General features: G+C 38.4%; 10 protein-coding genes. 2 read left to right on the top strand and 8 right to left on the bottom strand.

All coding sequences use genetic code 11. The features are described from left to right. The first annotated feature begins 18 nt into the window (after positions 1-18). Positions 19-1,860, top strand: a complete 1,842-nt coding sequence (locus FFU37_RS11280) for a methyl-accepting chemotaxis protein (protein WP_138489518.1) — start codon at positions 19-21, stop codon at positions 1,858-1,860. 230 nt (positions 1,861-2,090) lie between these two features. Here the strand turns inward: FFU37_RS11280 and mrcB are convergent, their stop codons facing one another. The 4 genes from mrcB to FFU37_RS11300 all read right to left on the bottom strand — a co-directional run bounded on the left by mrcB (position 2,091) and on the right by FFU37_RS11300 (position 7,596). Then, on the bottom strand, positions 2,091-4,433 hold the full coding sequence (gene mrcB, locus FFU37_RS11285) for a penicillin-binding protein 1B (protein WP_138489519.1): 2,343 nt from the start codon (positions 4,431-4,433) through the stop codon (positions 2,091-2,093). A gap of 150 nt (positions 4,434-4,583) precedes the next feature. Continuing rightward, on the bottom strand, positions 4,584-5,813 hold the full coding sequence (locus FFU37_RS11290; RefSeq protein WP_024596272.1) for an ammonium transporter AmtB: 1,230 nt from the start codon (positions 5,811-5,813) through the stop codon (positions 4,584-4,586). A gap of 9 nt (positions 5,814-5,822) precedes the next feature. Continuing rightward, a complete protein-coding gene (locus FFU37_RS11295) occupies positions 5,823-6,161 on the bottom strand; it encodes a P-II family nitrogen regulator (protein WP_004587162.1) in 339 nt (112 codons plus the stop codon). 211 nt (positions 6,162-6,372) lie between these two features. Further along, entirely contained in the window at positions 6,373-7,596 is a 1,224-nt protein-coding gene (locus tag FFU37_RS11300; RefSeq protein ID WP_002958922.1) for a diguanylate cyclase domain-containing protein, read from the bottom strand. A 365-nt stretch (positions 7,597-7,961) separates the two neighbouring features. On the opposite strand from FFU37_RS11300, the gene FFU37_RS11305 reads away from it, so the two are divergent. Then, complete coding sequence (locus FFU37_RS11305; protein WP_138489520.1) at positions 7,962-9,479, top strand: S10 family peptidase; 1,518 nt, start codon at positions 7,962-7,964, stop codon at positions 9,477-9,479. 39 nt (positions 9,480-9,518) lie between these two features. Here the strand turns inward: FFU37_RS11305 and FFU37_RS11310 are convergent, their stop codons facing one another. From FFU37_RS11310 to FFU37_RS11325, 4 genes are all read right to left on the bottom strand, one after another. Further along, on the bottom strand, positions 9,519-11,750 hold the full coding sequence (locus FFU37_RS11310; protein ID WP_138489521.1) for an ATP-binding protein: 2,232 nt from the start codon (positions 11,748-11,750) through the stop codon (positions 9,519-9,521). After that, positions 11,737-12,546 (bottom strand): phosphate/phosphite/phosphonate ABC transporter substrate-binding protein, encoded by an 810-nt coding sequence (locus tag FFU37_RS11315; protein ID WP_024589294.1) that lies wholly within the window; start codon positions 12,544-12,546, stop codon positions 11,737-11,739. The genes FFU37_RS11310 and FFU37_RS11315 overlap by 14 nt, the downstream gene beginning before the upstream one ends. A gap of 87 nt (positions 12,547-12,633) precedes the next feature. After that, complete coding sequence (locus FFU37_RS11320; RefSeq protein ID WP_138489522.1) at positions 12,634-13,299, bottom strand: START domain-containing protein; 666 nt, start codon at positions 13,297-13,299, stop codon at positions 12,634-12,636. Further along, positions 13,300-14,823: a CYTH and CHAD domain-containing protein gene (locus FFU37_RS11325; protein WP_024596277.1), complete on the bottom strand. Its 1,524-nt coding sequence runs from the start codon at positions 14,821-14,823 to the stop codon at positions 13,300-13,302. Positions 14,824-14,880: the final 57 nt, after the last annotated feature.

Here is a 14,880-nt window from a genome sequence, read left to right on the forward strand (position 1 = left end):
AAAATACAAGAGAGCCTTATGTCAGGATTACGCCAATTTTCTTTTCCCGCTATCCAGCTAATGGCAAACTTAAAATACAAAACTAAAATCAGCTTAATGTTTGGAATTTTACTCGTTCCTCTAGCACTTAGTTTGTTTTTTTTAGTCTCGTTATTAAGTGAAAGTATTGCTGTTTCAAAAATGCAGCAGCAAGGCTTAAAAGGCTACAGAGCTATACTTTCAAATCAAATGCAGGGAGATACGAATCAAAATATAAAAATAGCTCGTTCACTCGGCTTTGATATAAAAGACACTCAAGCCAATGAAGTACTTGAACTTGTTTCTATTCAGTCTAACTTAGCATTAGATAGCCAGTTAGCTAGTGCTTATGTAAACCGCTCTTTAGTCACGCCAATTCCTGCACTTATAATGCAAATAAACTCAACAGCGCAAAGCGCTAATACTGTTTTAGCTAGTAACCGTTTTACGCCCGATACGTTTATAGCACTTTCAAATTTTAGTAAGTCACTTCCTTTATACGAAAAACAACTCGATAAAATACTCAATGTAGCCACCAATGCAGATAAATCAGTAAACAAAGCGCTCATGCCTCCTTTAACTAATTTACACAGTGCTGTGGGTGCATTTAAAAGAGCGATAGATGAAAAACTACTTGAGCCAGACGATATTCTATTAACTCAAGCAGAGTTCACTAAGCTAACAAACAACGTTCACAGTAGTATTAATCAACTTGTTAGTAAGAGCATTCCAACACTTGAGAGCCTTATTGAGGCAAAACTACAAACTCAGCAGTGGACACGAAATCTTGTTTTAGCTGCTTCATTAATCAGTTTGCTATTTGCTTTTTATTTGATGATTGGTTTCTATTTTGCAGTCGTTGATACTATTAATCGCTTTGCTGATGCCGCGAATAGAGCCGCGAATGGCGACTTAAATGCCACTATCGATTCGAGCACTAATGATGAAATGGGAATTATTGCATCGCGCTACAATGCATTACTTAATGCATTTTCACATTTATTATTTGATGTTAAAGCAAGTACAGAAGAGCTATGCGGCGCAACTAAATCGCTATCACATGCGAGTAGCGAAACAAGCAATGATGTTTCAAAACAGCAAATTCGAGTAAATGCTATTTATAATGCACTAAGCGATATGGCTCAAAACGCACTTGCAGTTGAAGAGTCTGCGCATCAAGCTACGCTCACCGCGCAAGATGCTGCAGCTCATGTGAAACAAGGTTCAGACAATACAATGGAGCTTGCTAAATATATGCAAGACCTCCAAATTGAATTTGCAGAGAGCCAACAAGCGCTCGATAAACTAGCACAAGATAGCCAAGAAATTAGCAAAGTAAGTAAAGGGATCAGTGAAATAGCCGATCAAACAAACTTGCTTGCACTTAATGCCGCTATTGAAGCCGCGCGAGCTGGCGAGCATGGTCGTGGATTTGCCGTTGTAGCTGATGAGGTAAGAACACTTGCTCAGCGTACACAAACACAAACCCAAGAAATACATCAAATTATTAGCTCTTTACAACAAGCATCTGACGACACCCAGCAAAAAATGCGCTCAAGTGTTGAAAAAATGGAGCAATCAGTAAAAGCAGCCAATCAAACCAATGAAGTATTGCAAAGTGCAGAGCAAAGTATGGGCGATATTAAACATCAAGGAGAAGTAATTGCAGAGCGTGTTAAACAGCAATCAAATGCAACAACACAAGCATTAAATGATTCGCAAGAAGTGAGTAATTTAGCAGATCAAACGCTAACATCGGCTCAATCAACGCTACAAGATGCACAGCAATTAAGTCGCTTATCTAATGATTTAACCAAATCAATGCAGTTTTTTAAATCTTAATACCAATTCGCTTAATTAAGTGATCTATTTTGAGGGAAGAAAATCGTGTCGATAACAAGGCAAAAATTTCGTTATTTAGTTGTTCTATATCAGAAATTTTTAACGTAGTTAACGTCAGATTTAACCCCTCAAATTGATTAAGTATTATTACGGATTGGTATAATTACGTTAACTACAACTTACAACAAAGCCGCTTATTTAGCGGCTTTGTTGTTTAAAGTAATCTTAAATTAACGAATACATTGTGGTCTTGGCTCGAACTCACTCGCTCTAAGCGGTAGCTGAATCACCTTGCCACATCCTGGTGGTGCCTGCTTACCCGTTTGCTCATTTACAAATGCCCAGCGTATTGATGGTGGACGAGTATCTGCTATTGCTTGTGGGTTAAGCGGCTTTAAGTAACGAATATACGCTTCTAATGCGCCTACGCTGCCTGTTAAGCCAGTGCTTTTGTTGTCATCTCGACCAAGCCACGCAACAGTCACTGTATTTTGATCAAAGCCTGCAAACCAACTATCACGTAAATCGTTACTGGTCCCTGTTTTACCAGCGAGCTGGATTGACGGAAAGTGTAAATTTAAGCGTTTAGCAGTACCATCTTTCGTTACGCGTTTCATCGCGTATTTGGTCATATACATTGCAGATTTATCAAAACGAGGCTCTGCATTTACTTTATGCTTATAAAGTACTTTACCAACCGAGTCAGTTAATGCCGAAATTGCAGTGAGCTTTTTATATTCGCCATCTGCGGCAATTGTTGTATAAAGCTGAGCCACTTCAAAACTCGACATTTCAACAGCTCCTAAAAGCAGCGATGGGTATTCGTCTATCGCCCCTGTTGCACCTAAACCTTTTAATGTATTTACTACTTTATCAACACCTACATCGAGGCCTAAATTAACCGCTGGGATATTTATACTGTTACTAAATGCTTTATAAAGAGGGATTGCACCACGGTATTGGTGGTCAAAATTTTCTGGTTGCCATACTTTACCTTGCTCATTTGTGACCTGTACTGGCGAGTCATCAAGCAAAGTAGCTAAATTATAATGTGGCAATTGCAGTGCGGTTAAATACACGGCAGGTTTTACAAGCGAGCCTATATTACGTTTTGTGTCTAAAACACGGTTAAATCCTGAATAGCGAACATCGCGACCAGCAATAAGTGCAGAAACACCGCCTTTTTCTACATTAACAGAGATCATGGCTGCTTCTAGTTTTTCAGTTCTAGGGCGATTTTCCAAGTACGGTAAACTCTTTTCAATAGACTCTTCCATTGCTGTTTGCTTTTGCAAATCAAAATAAGTAAATACTCTTACGCCTGCATCAAGTGTTTGCTGATCTGGTAATAATTCATTTAATTCTCTGTTTACTAGCTCTAAATAGCCTGGGTATGATTTTTGTAAACTGGCTTTCATTGGCGCAATATCAATTGGGCGATTAAGCGATGCACGGTACTCTTTTGTGCTAAGTAACTTATTTTCGACCATTAGACGCAGCACTAAGTCCCTGCGCTCCATTGTGCGCTCTTTATAACGACGTGGGTTGTAATAAGATGGGCCTTTAACCATTGCCACCAGCAGAGCAATTTGATCGTACTCAAGCTCGTCTACAGGCTTTGAAAAGTAAAAGTCAGAGGCAAGCCCCATACCATGGATGCCTTGGTTGTATGACTGCCCTAGGTATACCTCATTTAAGTAAGCTTCTAATATCTGATCTTTTGAATAGCGATAATCTAAAATAAGGGCAATAAAGGCCTCATTTATTTTTCGTACTAAAGAACGCTCACGCGTGAGGTAAATATTTTTAGCTAATTGCTGAGTAAGCGTACTGCCACCTTGAACGGTGCGTCCCGCTTTAATATTTGAATAAAGCGCACGTAAAATAGAAAACACCGACACACCATGGTGCTCATAAAAATCACGGTCTTCAACTACCAGTAGCGTATCTTTAAGCATGGCTGGGAACTTATCTAGCGGTACAAATTCTCTATCTTGTTTAGAGTCGTTGCCAATTCGCGCTATTTGCACAGGTTCTAGGCGAGCAGAGTTTAAACGCCTGCCGAACTTATCTTTAATGGTCGCAACTTTTTGCCCTGCAAAACGAAGTTCAATAATATGTGATTCTTCAAGGCCATCATAAAATTCAAAATCACGGCGATAAATCTTGATGCTATCTGCTGTTTTAACAAACTGCCCTGTTCTGCTTAATCTATTAACAGATGAATAATGTAAACGCTCTAATTCAAACACAACTTCTTGGCTTGATAAAAATTGCCCCGGATAAAACTCCATAGAACGAGCATACACTTGCGCTGGAAGTTGCCATTTATTACCTTCAAATATACGTGTTGTTTTTGAATCTAGATAAATGAAATACATTGCCATTGCAATAAAAACAGCCAAGCTGAATTTCCAAAACACTGACCATGTTTTTCTCATAAAAGAGCGTTTAACAGTGGGCTTCACTGTTTTTTTACTGCCCTTTGATGTGCTTTTTTTTGTCGTGCTTGACGATTTACTAGCACGTTTAGCTGCAGGTTTGCTGGTAGGTGTTTTTTTATTGTCGGCCATTTAAGTGTAATTTATTCCAAGGGTTATTCACGAGTGTGAGCTTAGCATATTGGGCATATCCTAACATCCGAAAAGTTAACCCCCCCTGAAACAAAAAAAGCCCTACCGAAGTAGGGCTTTGTGTAAACACACTATTATTTAAATAAACTATTAGCTATTTCGAACAGAAACAAACTCTGGGTAGGCTTCAATACCACAATCGTGTTGATCCATACCGTTTAGTTCTTCCTCTTCAGTTACTCGTATACCCATTGTTTTGTTAAGCACTGTCCAAACAATAAATGATGCTACAAATACAAAGGCAAGAATACACACTAAACCAATTAACTGATTAACAAAGCTTGCATCACCATTGGTTAGCGGTACTAACATAATACCTAATGCACCACACACACCGTGTACAGAGATAGCACCTACTGGATCGTCAATCTTAACTTTATCAAGTGCTATAATGCTAAACACAACTAATGAGCCACCAAGTAAACCTAGTAAACATGCCATTAATGGTGAAGGTGAAAGTGGGTCAGCAGTAATTACAACTAAACCTGCTAATGCACCGTTTAATACCATGGTTAAATCTGATTTGCCCCAAAGTATCTTACATACAAACAGTGCAGCAATAGCACCCATTGCAGCAGCTGCATTAGTATTAAGTAATATTTGACCTACCGCAGTTGCGTTTTCTTTATCCGAAAGTAGTAATTGAGAACCACCGTTAAAGCCAAACCAACCCATCCATAAAATAAATGTACCTAGTGTAGCAAGTGGTAAGTTTGAACCTGGAATTGGGTATATTTCACCGTTTTTACCATATTTGCCTTTACGAGCACCTAGGATTAATACACCTGCTAGTGCAGCAGCTGCACCTGCGCCATGTACAATTGCAGAACCTGCAAAATCTACAAAGCCCATTTCAGATAAGAAACCACCACCCCATGTCCAGTAACCTTCAATAGGGTAAATAAAACCAGTTAGTACTACAGCAAAGCCAAGAAAAGCCCATAGCTTCATACGCTCAGCAACAGCACCCGATACAATCGACATAGCCGTTGCAACAAATACTACTTGGAAGAAAAAGTCAGATTCTAAAGAATGGTCAGCATCAGCAGCTTGTGTGCCAATTAAAGCGCCTATTGAAGGAATAAAACCACCTTCGGCATTGTCTACATACATAATGTTGTAGCCAACTAATAAAAACATCGTACATGCAATTGAATATAGCGCGACATTTTTAGTTAAAATTTCAGCTGTGTTTTTAGAGCGAACTAAGCCCGCTTCTAACATGGCAAAACCTGCTGCCATCCACATTACTAATATACCTGATATTAAAAAATAGAAGGTATCGAGTGAAAACTTTAGTTCTATTATTGTATTTTCCATGAGACCCCCTTAAATTGCTTCTTCGTCAAGTTCGCCAGTACGGATACGAACAATTTGATCTAAGTCGTACACGAAAATTTTCCCGTCACCGATTTTACCTGTTGATGCAATTTTAGTAATTGCTTCAACAACGCGTTGACAATTTTCAGTACGAGTTGCAATTTCAAGTTTGATCTTAGGAATAAAATCTACTTGGTATTCTGCACCACGATATAACTCAGTATGACCTCGTTGACGTCCAAAACCTTTAACATCAACTACTGTCATCCCCTCAATTCCTAAATCAGCGAGTGCTTCACGCACGTCGTCTAATTTAAATGGTTTTATGATTGCACTAATCATTTTCATAGCGGCCCCCTCGGACTCTTTATTGTTATCCTGTTGGGTTAAACAATCCAACCTTTGTGCCACTATTTTTATATTTTTTAAAACAATAAGTTAGTGAAAAACAGAAACTAAATAACAAAAAAAACGCACCAATTAGGTGCGTTAATTTAACAAGTTATCTACATTGGTGCGTACAATATATTAATTGCATGCTTAGCTTTATATAACAGAGTTATACCACGCAGTTTCTACCTTGGTTTTTAGCTTCGTATAATGCTTTGTCAGCAACACGCATTGCCTGCGTCAAGCTAGTGTCTTGAAAGTCTGCCAAGCCTATACTTGTAGTAATTTTAATTGATTTATCGCTGATAGAAAAATCGTAACTAGCCAGCTTTTTTCTAAATGCTTCAAAGTATTCACGACCACGTTCAAGCTCTATCTCAGGTAATATTATGGCAAACTCTTCTCCACCAACCCGTGCAACTGTAAACTTTGAAAACGTAGTACGGATTAATGAACCAACCTGCTTTAAAGCCTGATCGCCACCCTCATGGCCTAATGTATCGTTAATATTTTTGAAAAAATCGATATCTAACAATGCGAGAGTATTTTTCTGGTTTTTACTTTTAAGGAGCTTTTCTGCATATTGATAAAAATAGCGTCGATTATGAAGCCCTGTTAAATGATCCCTATGCGCGCTTTCTTTAATATCTGAAATTAACGATAGTTGCTCCATTGTTTGAAGTACTCGACAATGAAACTCCTCATTCATAAATGGCTTTGTTAAAAAATCATTGGCGCCATATTTAATAAATCGCGCTGATAGCCCATGTTTCCCAGCGCCCGACAAGCCAATAATTGCTAAGTCGTCTCGGCCTCTAAAGTTACGTACCGCTTTTACAAGCTCAAAGCCATCCATAGAAGGCATAGCGTAGTCTGTCATAAGTAGCTTTATATCAGGATTAGCTTTTAATATTTCGAGTGCTTGTTGTCCATCGTGGGCATCTGTCACATCAAACAACTGCTTTTCAAGCATTTGCTTCATTAACGAGCGGCTCAGTAATGAATCATCTGCTACTAATGCTTTACAACCTTGGTTTCTTAGCAATTGCGCAACGAGTTTAACGGCGTAATGGTAAGAGTCGCGATTATCTTTAATAACATAATCAACTACACCTAATTCAAGCATTTGTTGGCGCTTGTACTCATCTATTTTTGAGGTTAAAACAACCGTAGGAATCTTTTTAGATAAAGTATATTTTGCGACTTCACCGTGAGGAGCATCTGGCAAGGTTAAATCAACTAACGCAAGCGTGTAGTCGTATTTTTCTACGTAAGTGGCACATTCAGCTAAAGACCAAGCAAAATCGATTGCCACATCAAGGTATTGTGCAGTTAAGTGGCGAAGTACCTGCTGCACTACTTTACTGTCTTCAACCACTAATACTCTTTGCATAAAGCTTCTCTTTACCTTTAATTAGTTTTACCACAAAACGACAAATACAACGCTATTACTGCAATAGCATTAGTCATAAACATCCGGTGTAAAGTGCACTTATTGTGCTTGAAAGCGTAATCCATTAGATTTTTTTGGTGATAGCCTGTATAAAAAATCAATACAAGTAGGCCGCAATATACCTGAATTTTGCAATTAACTAAATAAAGAAAGTAAATCCAAAATAACTATAAAAGCGATTAATACGCGTCTTTCAATGTATTAATACCTTACTTAACCAGTATTATCGGCCACTAGTCTCAATACTTTTGTTATTTAACTCATTTTTATCTTTAATGATGTATCAACAATAATAAGGACACCTAATGAAGCTTAGTCGTATTATCAGTTTACCGATAACCGTTATTGCATTAATAATTAGTACAAGCACGCTTGCCGATAACCAACGTCGTGTTGATGTAGACAGCAAAGTAGTTACCCAACATAAGGCTAAAATTAATGGCCAGCGTTTTAGTTATACCGTAGCTACAGGCACACAACCTGTATGGGATGATAAAGGCGACGCGGTTGCTACACTACAATACACCTACTACACACGTGACAAAGTTGACGACAGAACAACTCGCCCATTACTTATTTCATTTAATGGCGGGCCAGGTTCGGCTTCTGTATGGATGCATCTTGCTTATACTGGCCCTCGCGTATTAAAAATTGATGACGAAGGCTATCCAATTCAACCTTATGGCGTAAAAGACAATCCATATTCCGTACTTGATATTGCCGATATTGTTTACGTAAACCCAGTAAATACAGGCTATTCTCGCGTACTTGAAAACGAAAAAGGCGAACTGCCTTCTAAAGCAAAACAAAAAGAGCTATTTTTTGGTGTTAATGCCGATATTAAATACCTTGCTGAATGGTTAAATACTTTTGTAAATAGGGCTGAGCGTTGGCGCTCGCCTAAATTTTTAATTGGTGAAAGCTACGGTACAACACGTGTATCTGGACTCGCTCATGAGCTTCAAAACAGCCAGTGGATGTACATAAACGGTGTTGTTCTCGTATCACCTACTGATATTGGTATTAAGCGCGACGGTCCGATTAAAGCCGCTAACCGCCTACCTTACTTTGCAGCGACTGCTTGGTATCACAAAGCACTTAACGCCGATTTACAAGTTAAAGATCTAGATGAGTTATTACCTGAAGTTGAAGAATTTACTGTAAACGAGTTAATCCCAGCGCTTGCTAAAGGTGGTTTTATTAATGCTGATGATAAGCGACGCATAATTACAAAAATGGCGCACTACGCTGGCTTATCAGAAAAATTTGTTGAACAAAATAACTTAGATATTCCAACTCAGTTTTTCTGGAAAGAGCTACTACGTGAACGTGGTCAAACTGTGGGTCGCTTAGATTCTCGTTATTTAGGAATAGATAAACGCGACGCAGGTGAATCCCCAGACTACTGGGCTGAACTTACCTCTTGGTTACACTCTTTCACTCCTGCAATTAATCACTACTTACGTGAAGAGTTAAACTATAAAACTGATGTAAAATATAACTTATTTGGTAATGTCCATCCATGGGATAGAACCGGTAATAATACAGGCGAAAATCTACGTTTAGCAATGGCGCAAAACCCTTACTTAAACGTGATGATCCAATCAGGATACTTTGATGGCGCAACCAATTACTTTGACGCTAAATATACGTTATGGCAATTAGACCCAAGCGGTAAAATGAAAGACCGTTTGAGCTTTAAAGGCTACAGAAGCGGACACATGATGTACCTTCGCCACGCTGATTTAGAAAGCTCTAATAACGATTTACGTGACTTTATACAGCATGCTTTACCCAAAAAAGGGCAAGCGGCTAAATACTAAAATACCTAAAACAAAAAATGGCTCTTTAAGAGCCATTTTTTATGTGCGTTTTTCATATCGTAAACAATAGCTTTTAAGTTGTGTGACTACAGCGTTAAAGCGCTCTTCCAGCTGCTGTATATATTCATTTTTGACTGTTTCGTTTTCTGCCTGCGTTTCTATCTGCTGGCATATATTTGCCAACTCAATAGCCCCCACAGACTTTGAAGATGACTTTAATGCATGAGCCTGAAAAGCTAAATCAACATAGTTTTTACTCTTAGCATACGCGTTAGCTAATTTAATTTGCTCCCCTGCTGTTTGTAAAAACGCATTAAATACCATGCAATGTACGCTAGGATCATCACCAAGCATTGCTTTTAGTAGCGTAATATCTAATTGATCAAAACTATCTGAAGCTATATTTTCACCATCAGATTTTTCTGATCGCGTGTTGACCACTGTTTGAGAATGCTCCATCAATAACGACTTTAATTTAACAAGCTCAATAGGCTTGGTTAAAAAGCCATTCATTCCACAAGTATAACAATTATCTATGTTGTTTTTGGTAATGTTGGCCGTAATTGCAATTATAATAAGTTTATCAAAATGAGTGTTTTCGCGTATTTTTTTGGCTAACCCTAACCCATCGAGTAAAGGCATTTGAATGTCGGTTAGTAAAACATCGAAGTGTTTATTTTGCAGAGTTTCCCAGGCTTGTTCCCCATTACTTACAAAAGTAGAACGCACTCCAAGCATGGTTAATTGCTGCCTTAACACTTGCTGATTTGTAACTTGATCTTCTGCTACTAAAACCTCAAGCGTAGGAAGAGTTACTGTATCTAAACTTTGAAGTGTTATTTGAGGAGATTGCACTTGTGCTGGCAAGTCAGTTTGATCAAAGCTGTTAAAGTTTAGTGTAAAACAAGAACCTTTGTGCTGCTCACTTTGCGCGCTTAAAGAACCCTGCATACGCTCTACCAGCTGCTTAGTTATCACTAAACCAATACCCGTTCCATTTACTTTACTGGTTTCAGCGCCTAAGCGGTCAAAAGGTTTAAATAGGCGAGAAATATCATCTGGAGCAAATCCACATCCGGTGTCTGTTACATCTATTTCGCATTGTTTATTACTTAACACCCGGCAATTTATATTAATGCTGCCATTTGGTTTGTTGTATTTAATCGCATTTGAAAGCAAGTTAAGCATCACTTGTTTAAAGCGGCGCTGATCAATATAAATACTCAACCCTTCTAAGGACTCAAAACCGTGAGTTTGCAGTGTTATTGATTGCCCTTTAATAAGCTCAGTGACAAGCTCTACTGACTCTTCTAATATGCTTTTAATAGGCACATAAGAAAAACTAAACTGCATATTACCCGACTCAATAGCCGTTAAATCAAGCACATCGTCTATGAGTAATAGTAAATGCTCTCCAGCTTGATAAATGCTTTTCGCGTTTTCTTTTTGTACTTTATTAGCACTCTCATCATATCCATACAGCTGGGCTAAGCCTAAAATTGCATTTAATGGAGTTCTTAATTCGTGGCTCATACTGGCCATAAAATCTGACTTTGCTTTACTTGCAGACTCAGCTTGAATTCGTAATGCATTTAATTTTTGATGGTTATTCGCAACCTCATCAACCATATTATTAAATGCATTTATTACACTGCCCACTTCATTTTGTTGTTGTTTATCTATATGGCAATCAAAGTCGCCTTTGGCTAAACGTGAAAACCCAAGTTTTAGCGTCCTCAAAGGCGATGTAACCCTGTAATCCACCAGCCAAGCCAAACCTATAAAAACGATAACTAAAATAATAAATTGTATATATATTAAGGTGTAATGAAGTTTTGAAGATTCGTTAATTTCATTAGTAAAATTAACAACCAAGCTAATATTAGCCAGCGGTTTGTCTAAAAATATCACCTGTTGAGATAACAGCATGTCGCCGTTTTCATTTGCTCCAACCCAATTCTCAAGCGGATACAATTGGTTTTTTGAATCAACATCAACAATTTTAATACTTTTCCAATTTGGGCGAGTTTGAAGTTGACTGTCTATCTCTTCATATAGCTCTGCATATTGCCTAGTTAACAACGGAGTCGTTATAGAAGTCGATAACTGCGCTAAAGAACGCTGAGCAGCCTTTGAAAGGCCATCGTTTACCCAGCGCGCTTGTTCCGGTAAGGCGTAAAACATAAAAAGACAGGCCATAAGCAAGCCACAAAGCAATACCACAATAAAGCTTTGTGCTCTTAGGCTACGAAACCCTCTAATTTTCAACATAAAAAGAACGTAAGCCCCACTGAGTTAACTGCTGATACTCAGCTAAAGTTGCAATATTAGGTTTAATAATTGGGATACCTGCAAGCAAATGTTTATGCTCTGGGCTTTGCCCTATATCTAAAATAGCTTGTTGCACTTTTAACTGTATTGCAGCATCAACCCTTGGATGGGCTACAATTGGGTGGCGACTAATTTCACGCGTTTTATAAAGAATTTTGAGTTTATTTTGTAAGCTTTCTGGTTGTTGTTTAAATGTGCCCATTACACCACCGCCCGCCATTGTTGAGTGCAGTGCTACATTTAAATATACCGATGGATGAGTTTGGACATATACAGGCTTTATTGTTAGCCCGTATAACAATGCTAAATCAGCTCTCATTAATAATGACGCACCTAATGCGTTAGGTGCAGGGAATGCTATTTCAGCGCCCTCTAGTTGGCTTAAATTATCAATATCACTGTCTTTGTTTACGAGCAAAATACCTTGCAGCTTTCGCCCTGCATCTTTTATTAGTGGTAAATATCCCTGTTTTTCGTATGCTACAACACTATGCCATGGGTTCATGTATGCAAAGTCGTACTCGCCATTAGCAAAGGCTTTTTCAAATACAGGAATAGACTCAACTGTAATTAGCTTTATTGTTACTCCTGTTTGCTTACTTACTTGCTTTAACAAAGGTTGCCAAATAGTATTTAGCTTTTGCGGCTCGTATTGCGGCACTACACCAAAGGTATATTCTTGAGCTAATAAGAATGAGCTGTGTATCAAACATAATATAGCCACTAAATACTTCATCAATTCTCCAAATAATAGCGTGTCATTATTGCTTAAGCGTAGTTAAAGACTACTCAACACACCATTAAATTATTATATATTCGATATTTAGCATTGACCTGCTTTGATTACAGGTGGTTTTGGAGTGTATTTTTTATCTGTGAGCATATGATGCAAGTTCATAAATGTGGTGTAAGTACTTTTCAATCCGACCTTATTGCTTAGCCAAGTAGGTATTGCCCCATCAGGCAAAGCATATACTTGGTACTCAATATCAAGGCGGCCTTTGTTCTCGCTCAGTAGCCAGCGTGCATTTAAAGTAGTAATTCTTATGACGCCATTATTTCTGGGCTGCTTATTAGGGCGAGCATTAATAAGCAATTGGCTTTTATTTGCAGTTAACTGTGAATAACAAGAATAAGTAATGCTATCTCTATCTCTAACAGGCCAAGGAGAATTAAAATAACTGTACACTAAATTTTCTGATGGGCTTATGTGCTCAATAACCTTTACCTGAGATATATTTTCGAGCCATTGGGGTGCGGCATCGGTATCACTAAGTAATTCTAAAAACTCATTGGTGGATACGCCTTTCACGCTCATCTGCGCTTTTACTTCAAAGGTATTATCACTGTGGCTTTGATAATACACACTTACGCCATTTTTGTTTTTATACAAATGCCATATGGGCTCAGCGTAAGTGTTAAAACTAACTAATAAAAAAATAACGAATAAACACTTTTGCAACTGAATTTCATTACAAAAGCGCATCATTTATTTTTGCCAGTAAGGTTCTATGTCAAGTGAAGCAAGGCGACTTTGCTCCATCGCACTCACCAAATATTCAGACTTTTGTTCAAGCCATGACTGGATTTTAGCAAGCTGTTCGTCTTCTTGCCCTGCACATAATTGCTTTAAATACTCAAGCGTACTTAATTCATAAATACCATGAGAAATATCAAGCCAAGGCAATCTAAACTCTAGGCGTTCTTCTTTATCAAATAACGATCCTAAACAGTTACCGCTCAGTAGGCTATTTTCAAGTTGAGTGCGCAGGTTTAAATACGAAGCGACATCGAGTGTTTGCTCCTTTGGAAGCAACTCGTGCAGGTTTTTCCAGTCTTTATTAAAAAGCCTATTGGCAATAGACGACACATTTTGCTCAGCCGCTTGAAGCTCTGCTTGCCCCCAGTCTTTACGCCATTGCTTATCGATTAACCAGGTAGTTAACGATAGTAATAAACGATTATAACGTGCGCTGTGAAACAGTGCATTTATATCGTCAATGCTTGGCTGTAACTCTTTTAAGTCGCCAATGACTTGAGCAAGTGCTGGCGCCGCATTAATTTTTTTATAAAAAGCATGGCGTTTAGACGTGTACGTTTTTAATTGAATCGCGTTTTCTACCCACGCTAACTCACTTAATAACCATTTAAGTTCGGTACGTAAGTGCTCTGTACTTTCTTTAGATACTATATCGTCGTATAGCCAAAAAGTATGGCGGATTAAACTGATGCCGTCAGTTACGCGTTTAAGTGTTTTTAAACTTGGCTTATCGAAATAGCATTGCTCGTGCTTTTGTACAAAGCGAATGCCAAAGTTCATGGCTTCAACTAAAGCGCGCTCTTGAGTAGTCGACTTTGGTAATTGTACAAAACCAATAGATTTGCTTGGCATTAAAGGTTTTTCATCAGCAAGTCGATAACCACGCGCGGCCTTAGAATACAAACCTAAGCGTATGCAGTTTTGGCTAACTAGTATATCTGCAAATGCAAACAGCTCATTACGACTGCCCTCAACTAGCTCAATTTCTAGCTCGCTAATAATTTCAATTTTACCCGAAGCCGCAATTTCACCTTTATCGAGCACAACTTCAATTTTAGCGCCACTTTCGGTTTCAATTAACCAAGTACGACGAATAAAGTTAGTACTAAATATTGGATACAGGTTTTTTGAGATGGCGCTTATTTGCATGCCATGAGGCCAAATATCAGCATCAAACGCCATTAAATTAGGGCGGCTTGATTCAATTGGTAAATTGTACTCTGGACGTTGGTGTAAACCACCTACCACTTCACCTGCAAGCTTTATAGTTTGCTCGCATTCGCTGTCAGAACAACGCGTTCGAAAGCCTATATCAAGCGCTCTAAGCTCTCTGCTTGGCGTATCGTAGTATGCATTTTGTAAGCTGCGAGACGGTTTATTCTTCACCGTTTTTGCAAATTGAGTAATTAACGAGGGGATCAGTGGAATAACGGCATCTGATACCAAAAATTTCAGTTCTATCTCAGTATCCATTCGGTTTGCGGATTACCTTTAAAATAAATAAGTGCTCAAAATAAACAAAGCGCCTTA

Source organism: Pseudoalteromonas distincta, from assembly GCF_005877035.1.
GTDB classification, from domain to species: domain Bacteria; phylum Pseudomonadota; class Gammaproteobacteria; order Enterobacterales; family Alteromonadaceae; genus Pseudoalteromonas; species Pseudoalteromonas distincta.

Excerpts from the sequence above, each read along its gene's own strand:
- FFU37_RS11280 (WP_138489518.1), top strand. The coding sequence starts at position 19 with ATGTCAGGATTACGCCAATTTTCTTTTCCCGCTATCCAGCTAATGGCA.
- mrcB (WP_138489519.1), bottom strand. The coding sequence starts at position 4,433 with ATGGCCGACAATAAAAAAACACCTACCAGCAAACCTGCAGCTAAACGT.
- FFU37_RS11290 (WP_024596272.1), bottom strand. The coding sequence starts at position 5,813 with ATGGAAAATACAATAATAGAACTAAAGTTTTCACTCGATACCTTCTAT.
- FFU37_RS11295 (WP_004587162.1), bottom strand. The coding sequence starts at position 6,161 with ATGAAAATGATTAGTGCAATCATAAAACCATTTAAATTAGACGACGTG.
- FFU37_RS11300 (WP_002958922.1), bottom strand. The coding sequence starts at position 7,596 with ATGCAAAGAGTATTAGTGGTTGAAGACAGTAAAGTAGTGCAGCAGGTA.
- FFU37_RS11305 (WP_138489520.1), top strand. The coding sequence starts at position 7,962 with ATGAAGCTTAGTCGTATTATCAGTTTACCGATAACCGTTATTGCATTA.
- FFU37_RS11310 (WP_138489521.1), bottom strand. The coding sequence starts at position 11,750 with ATGTTGAAAATTAGAGGGTTTCGTAGCCTAAGAGCACAAAGCTTTATT.
- FFU37_RS11315 (WP_024589294.1), bottom strand. The coding sequence starts at position 12,546 with ATGAAGTATTTAGTGGCTATATTATGTTTGATACACAGCTCATTCTTA.
- FFU37_RS11320 (WP_138489522.1), bottom strand. The coding sequence starts at position 13,299 with ATGATGCGCTTTTGTAATGAAATTCAGTTGCAAAAGTGTTTATTCGTT.
- FFU37_RS11325 (WP_024596277.1), bottom strand. The coding sequence starts at position 14,823 with ATGGATACTGAGATAGAACTGAAATTTTTGGTATCAGATGCCGTTATT.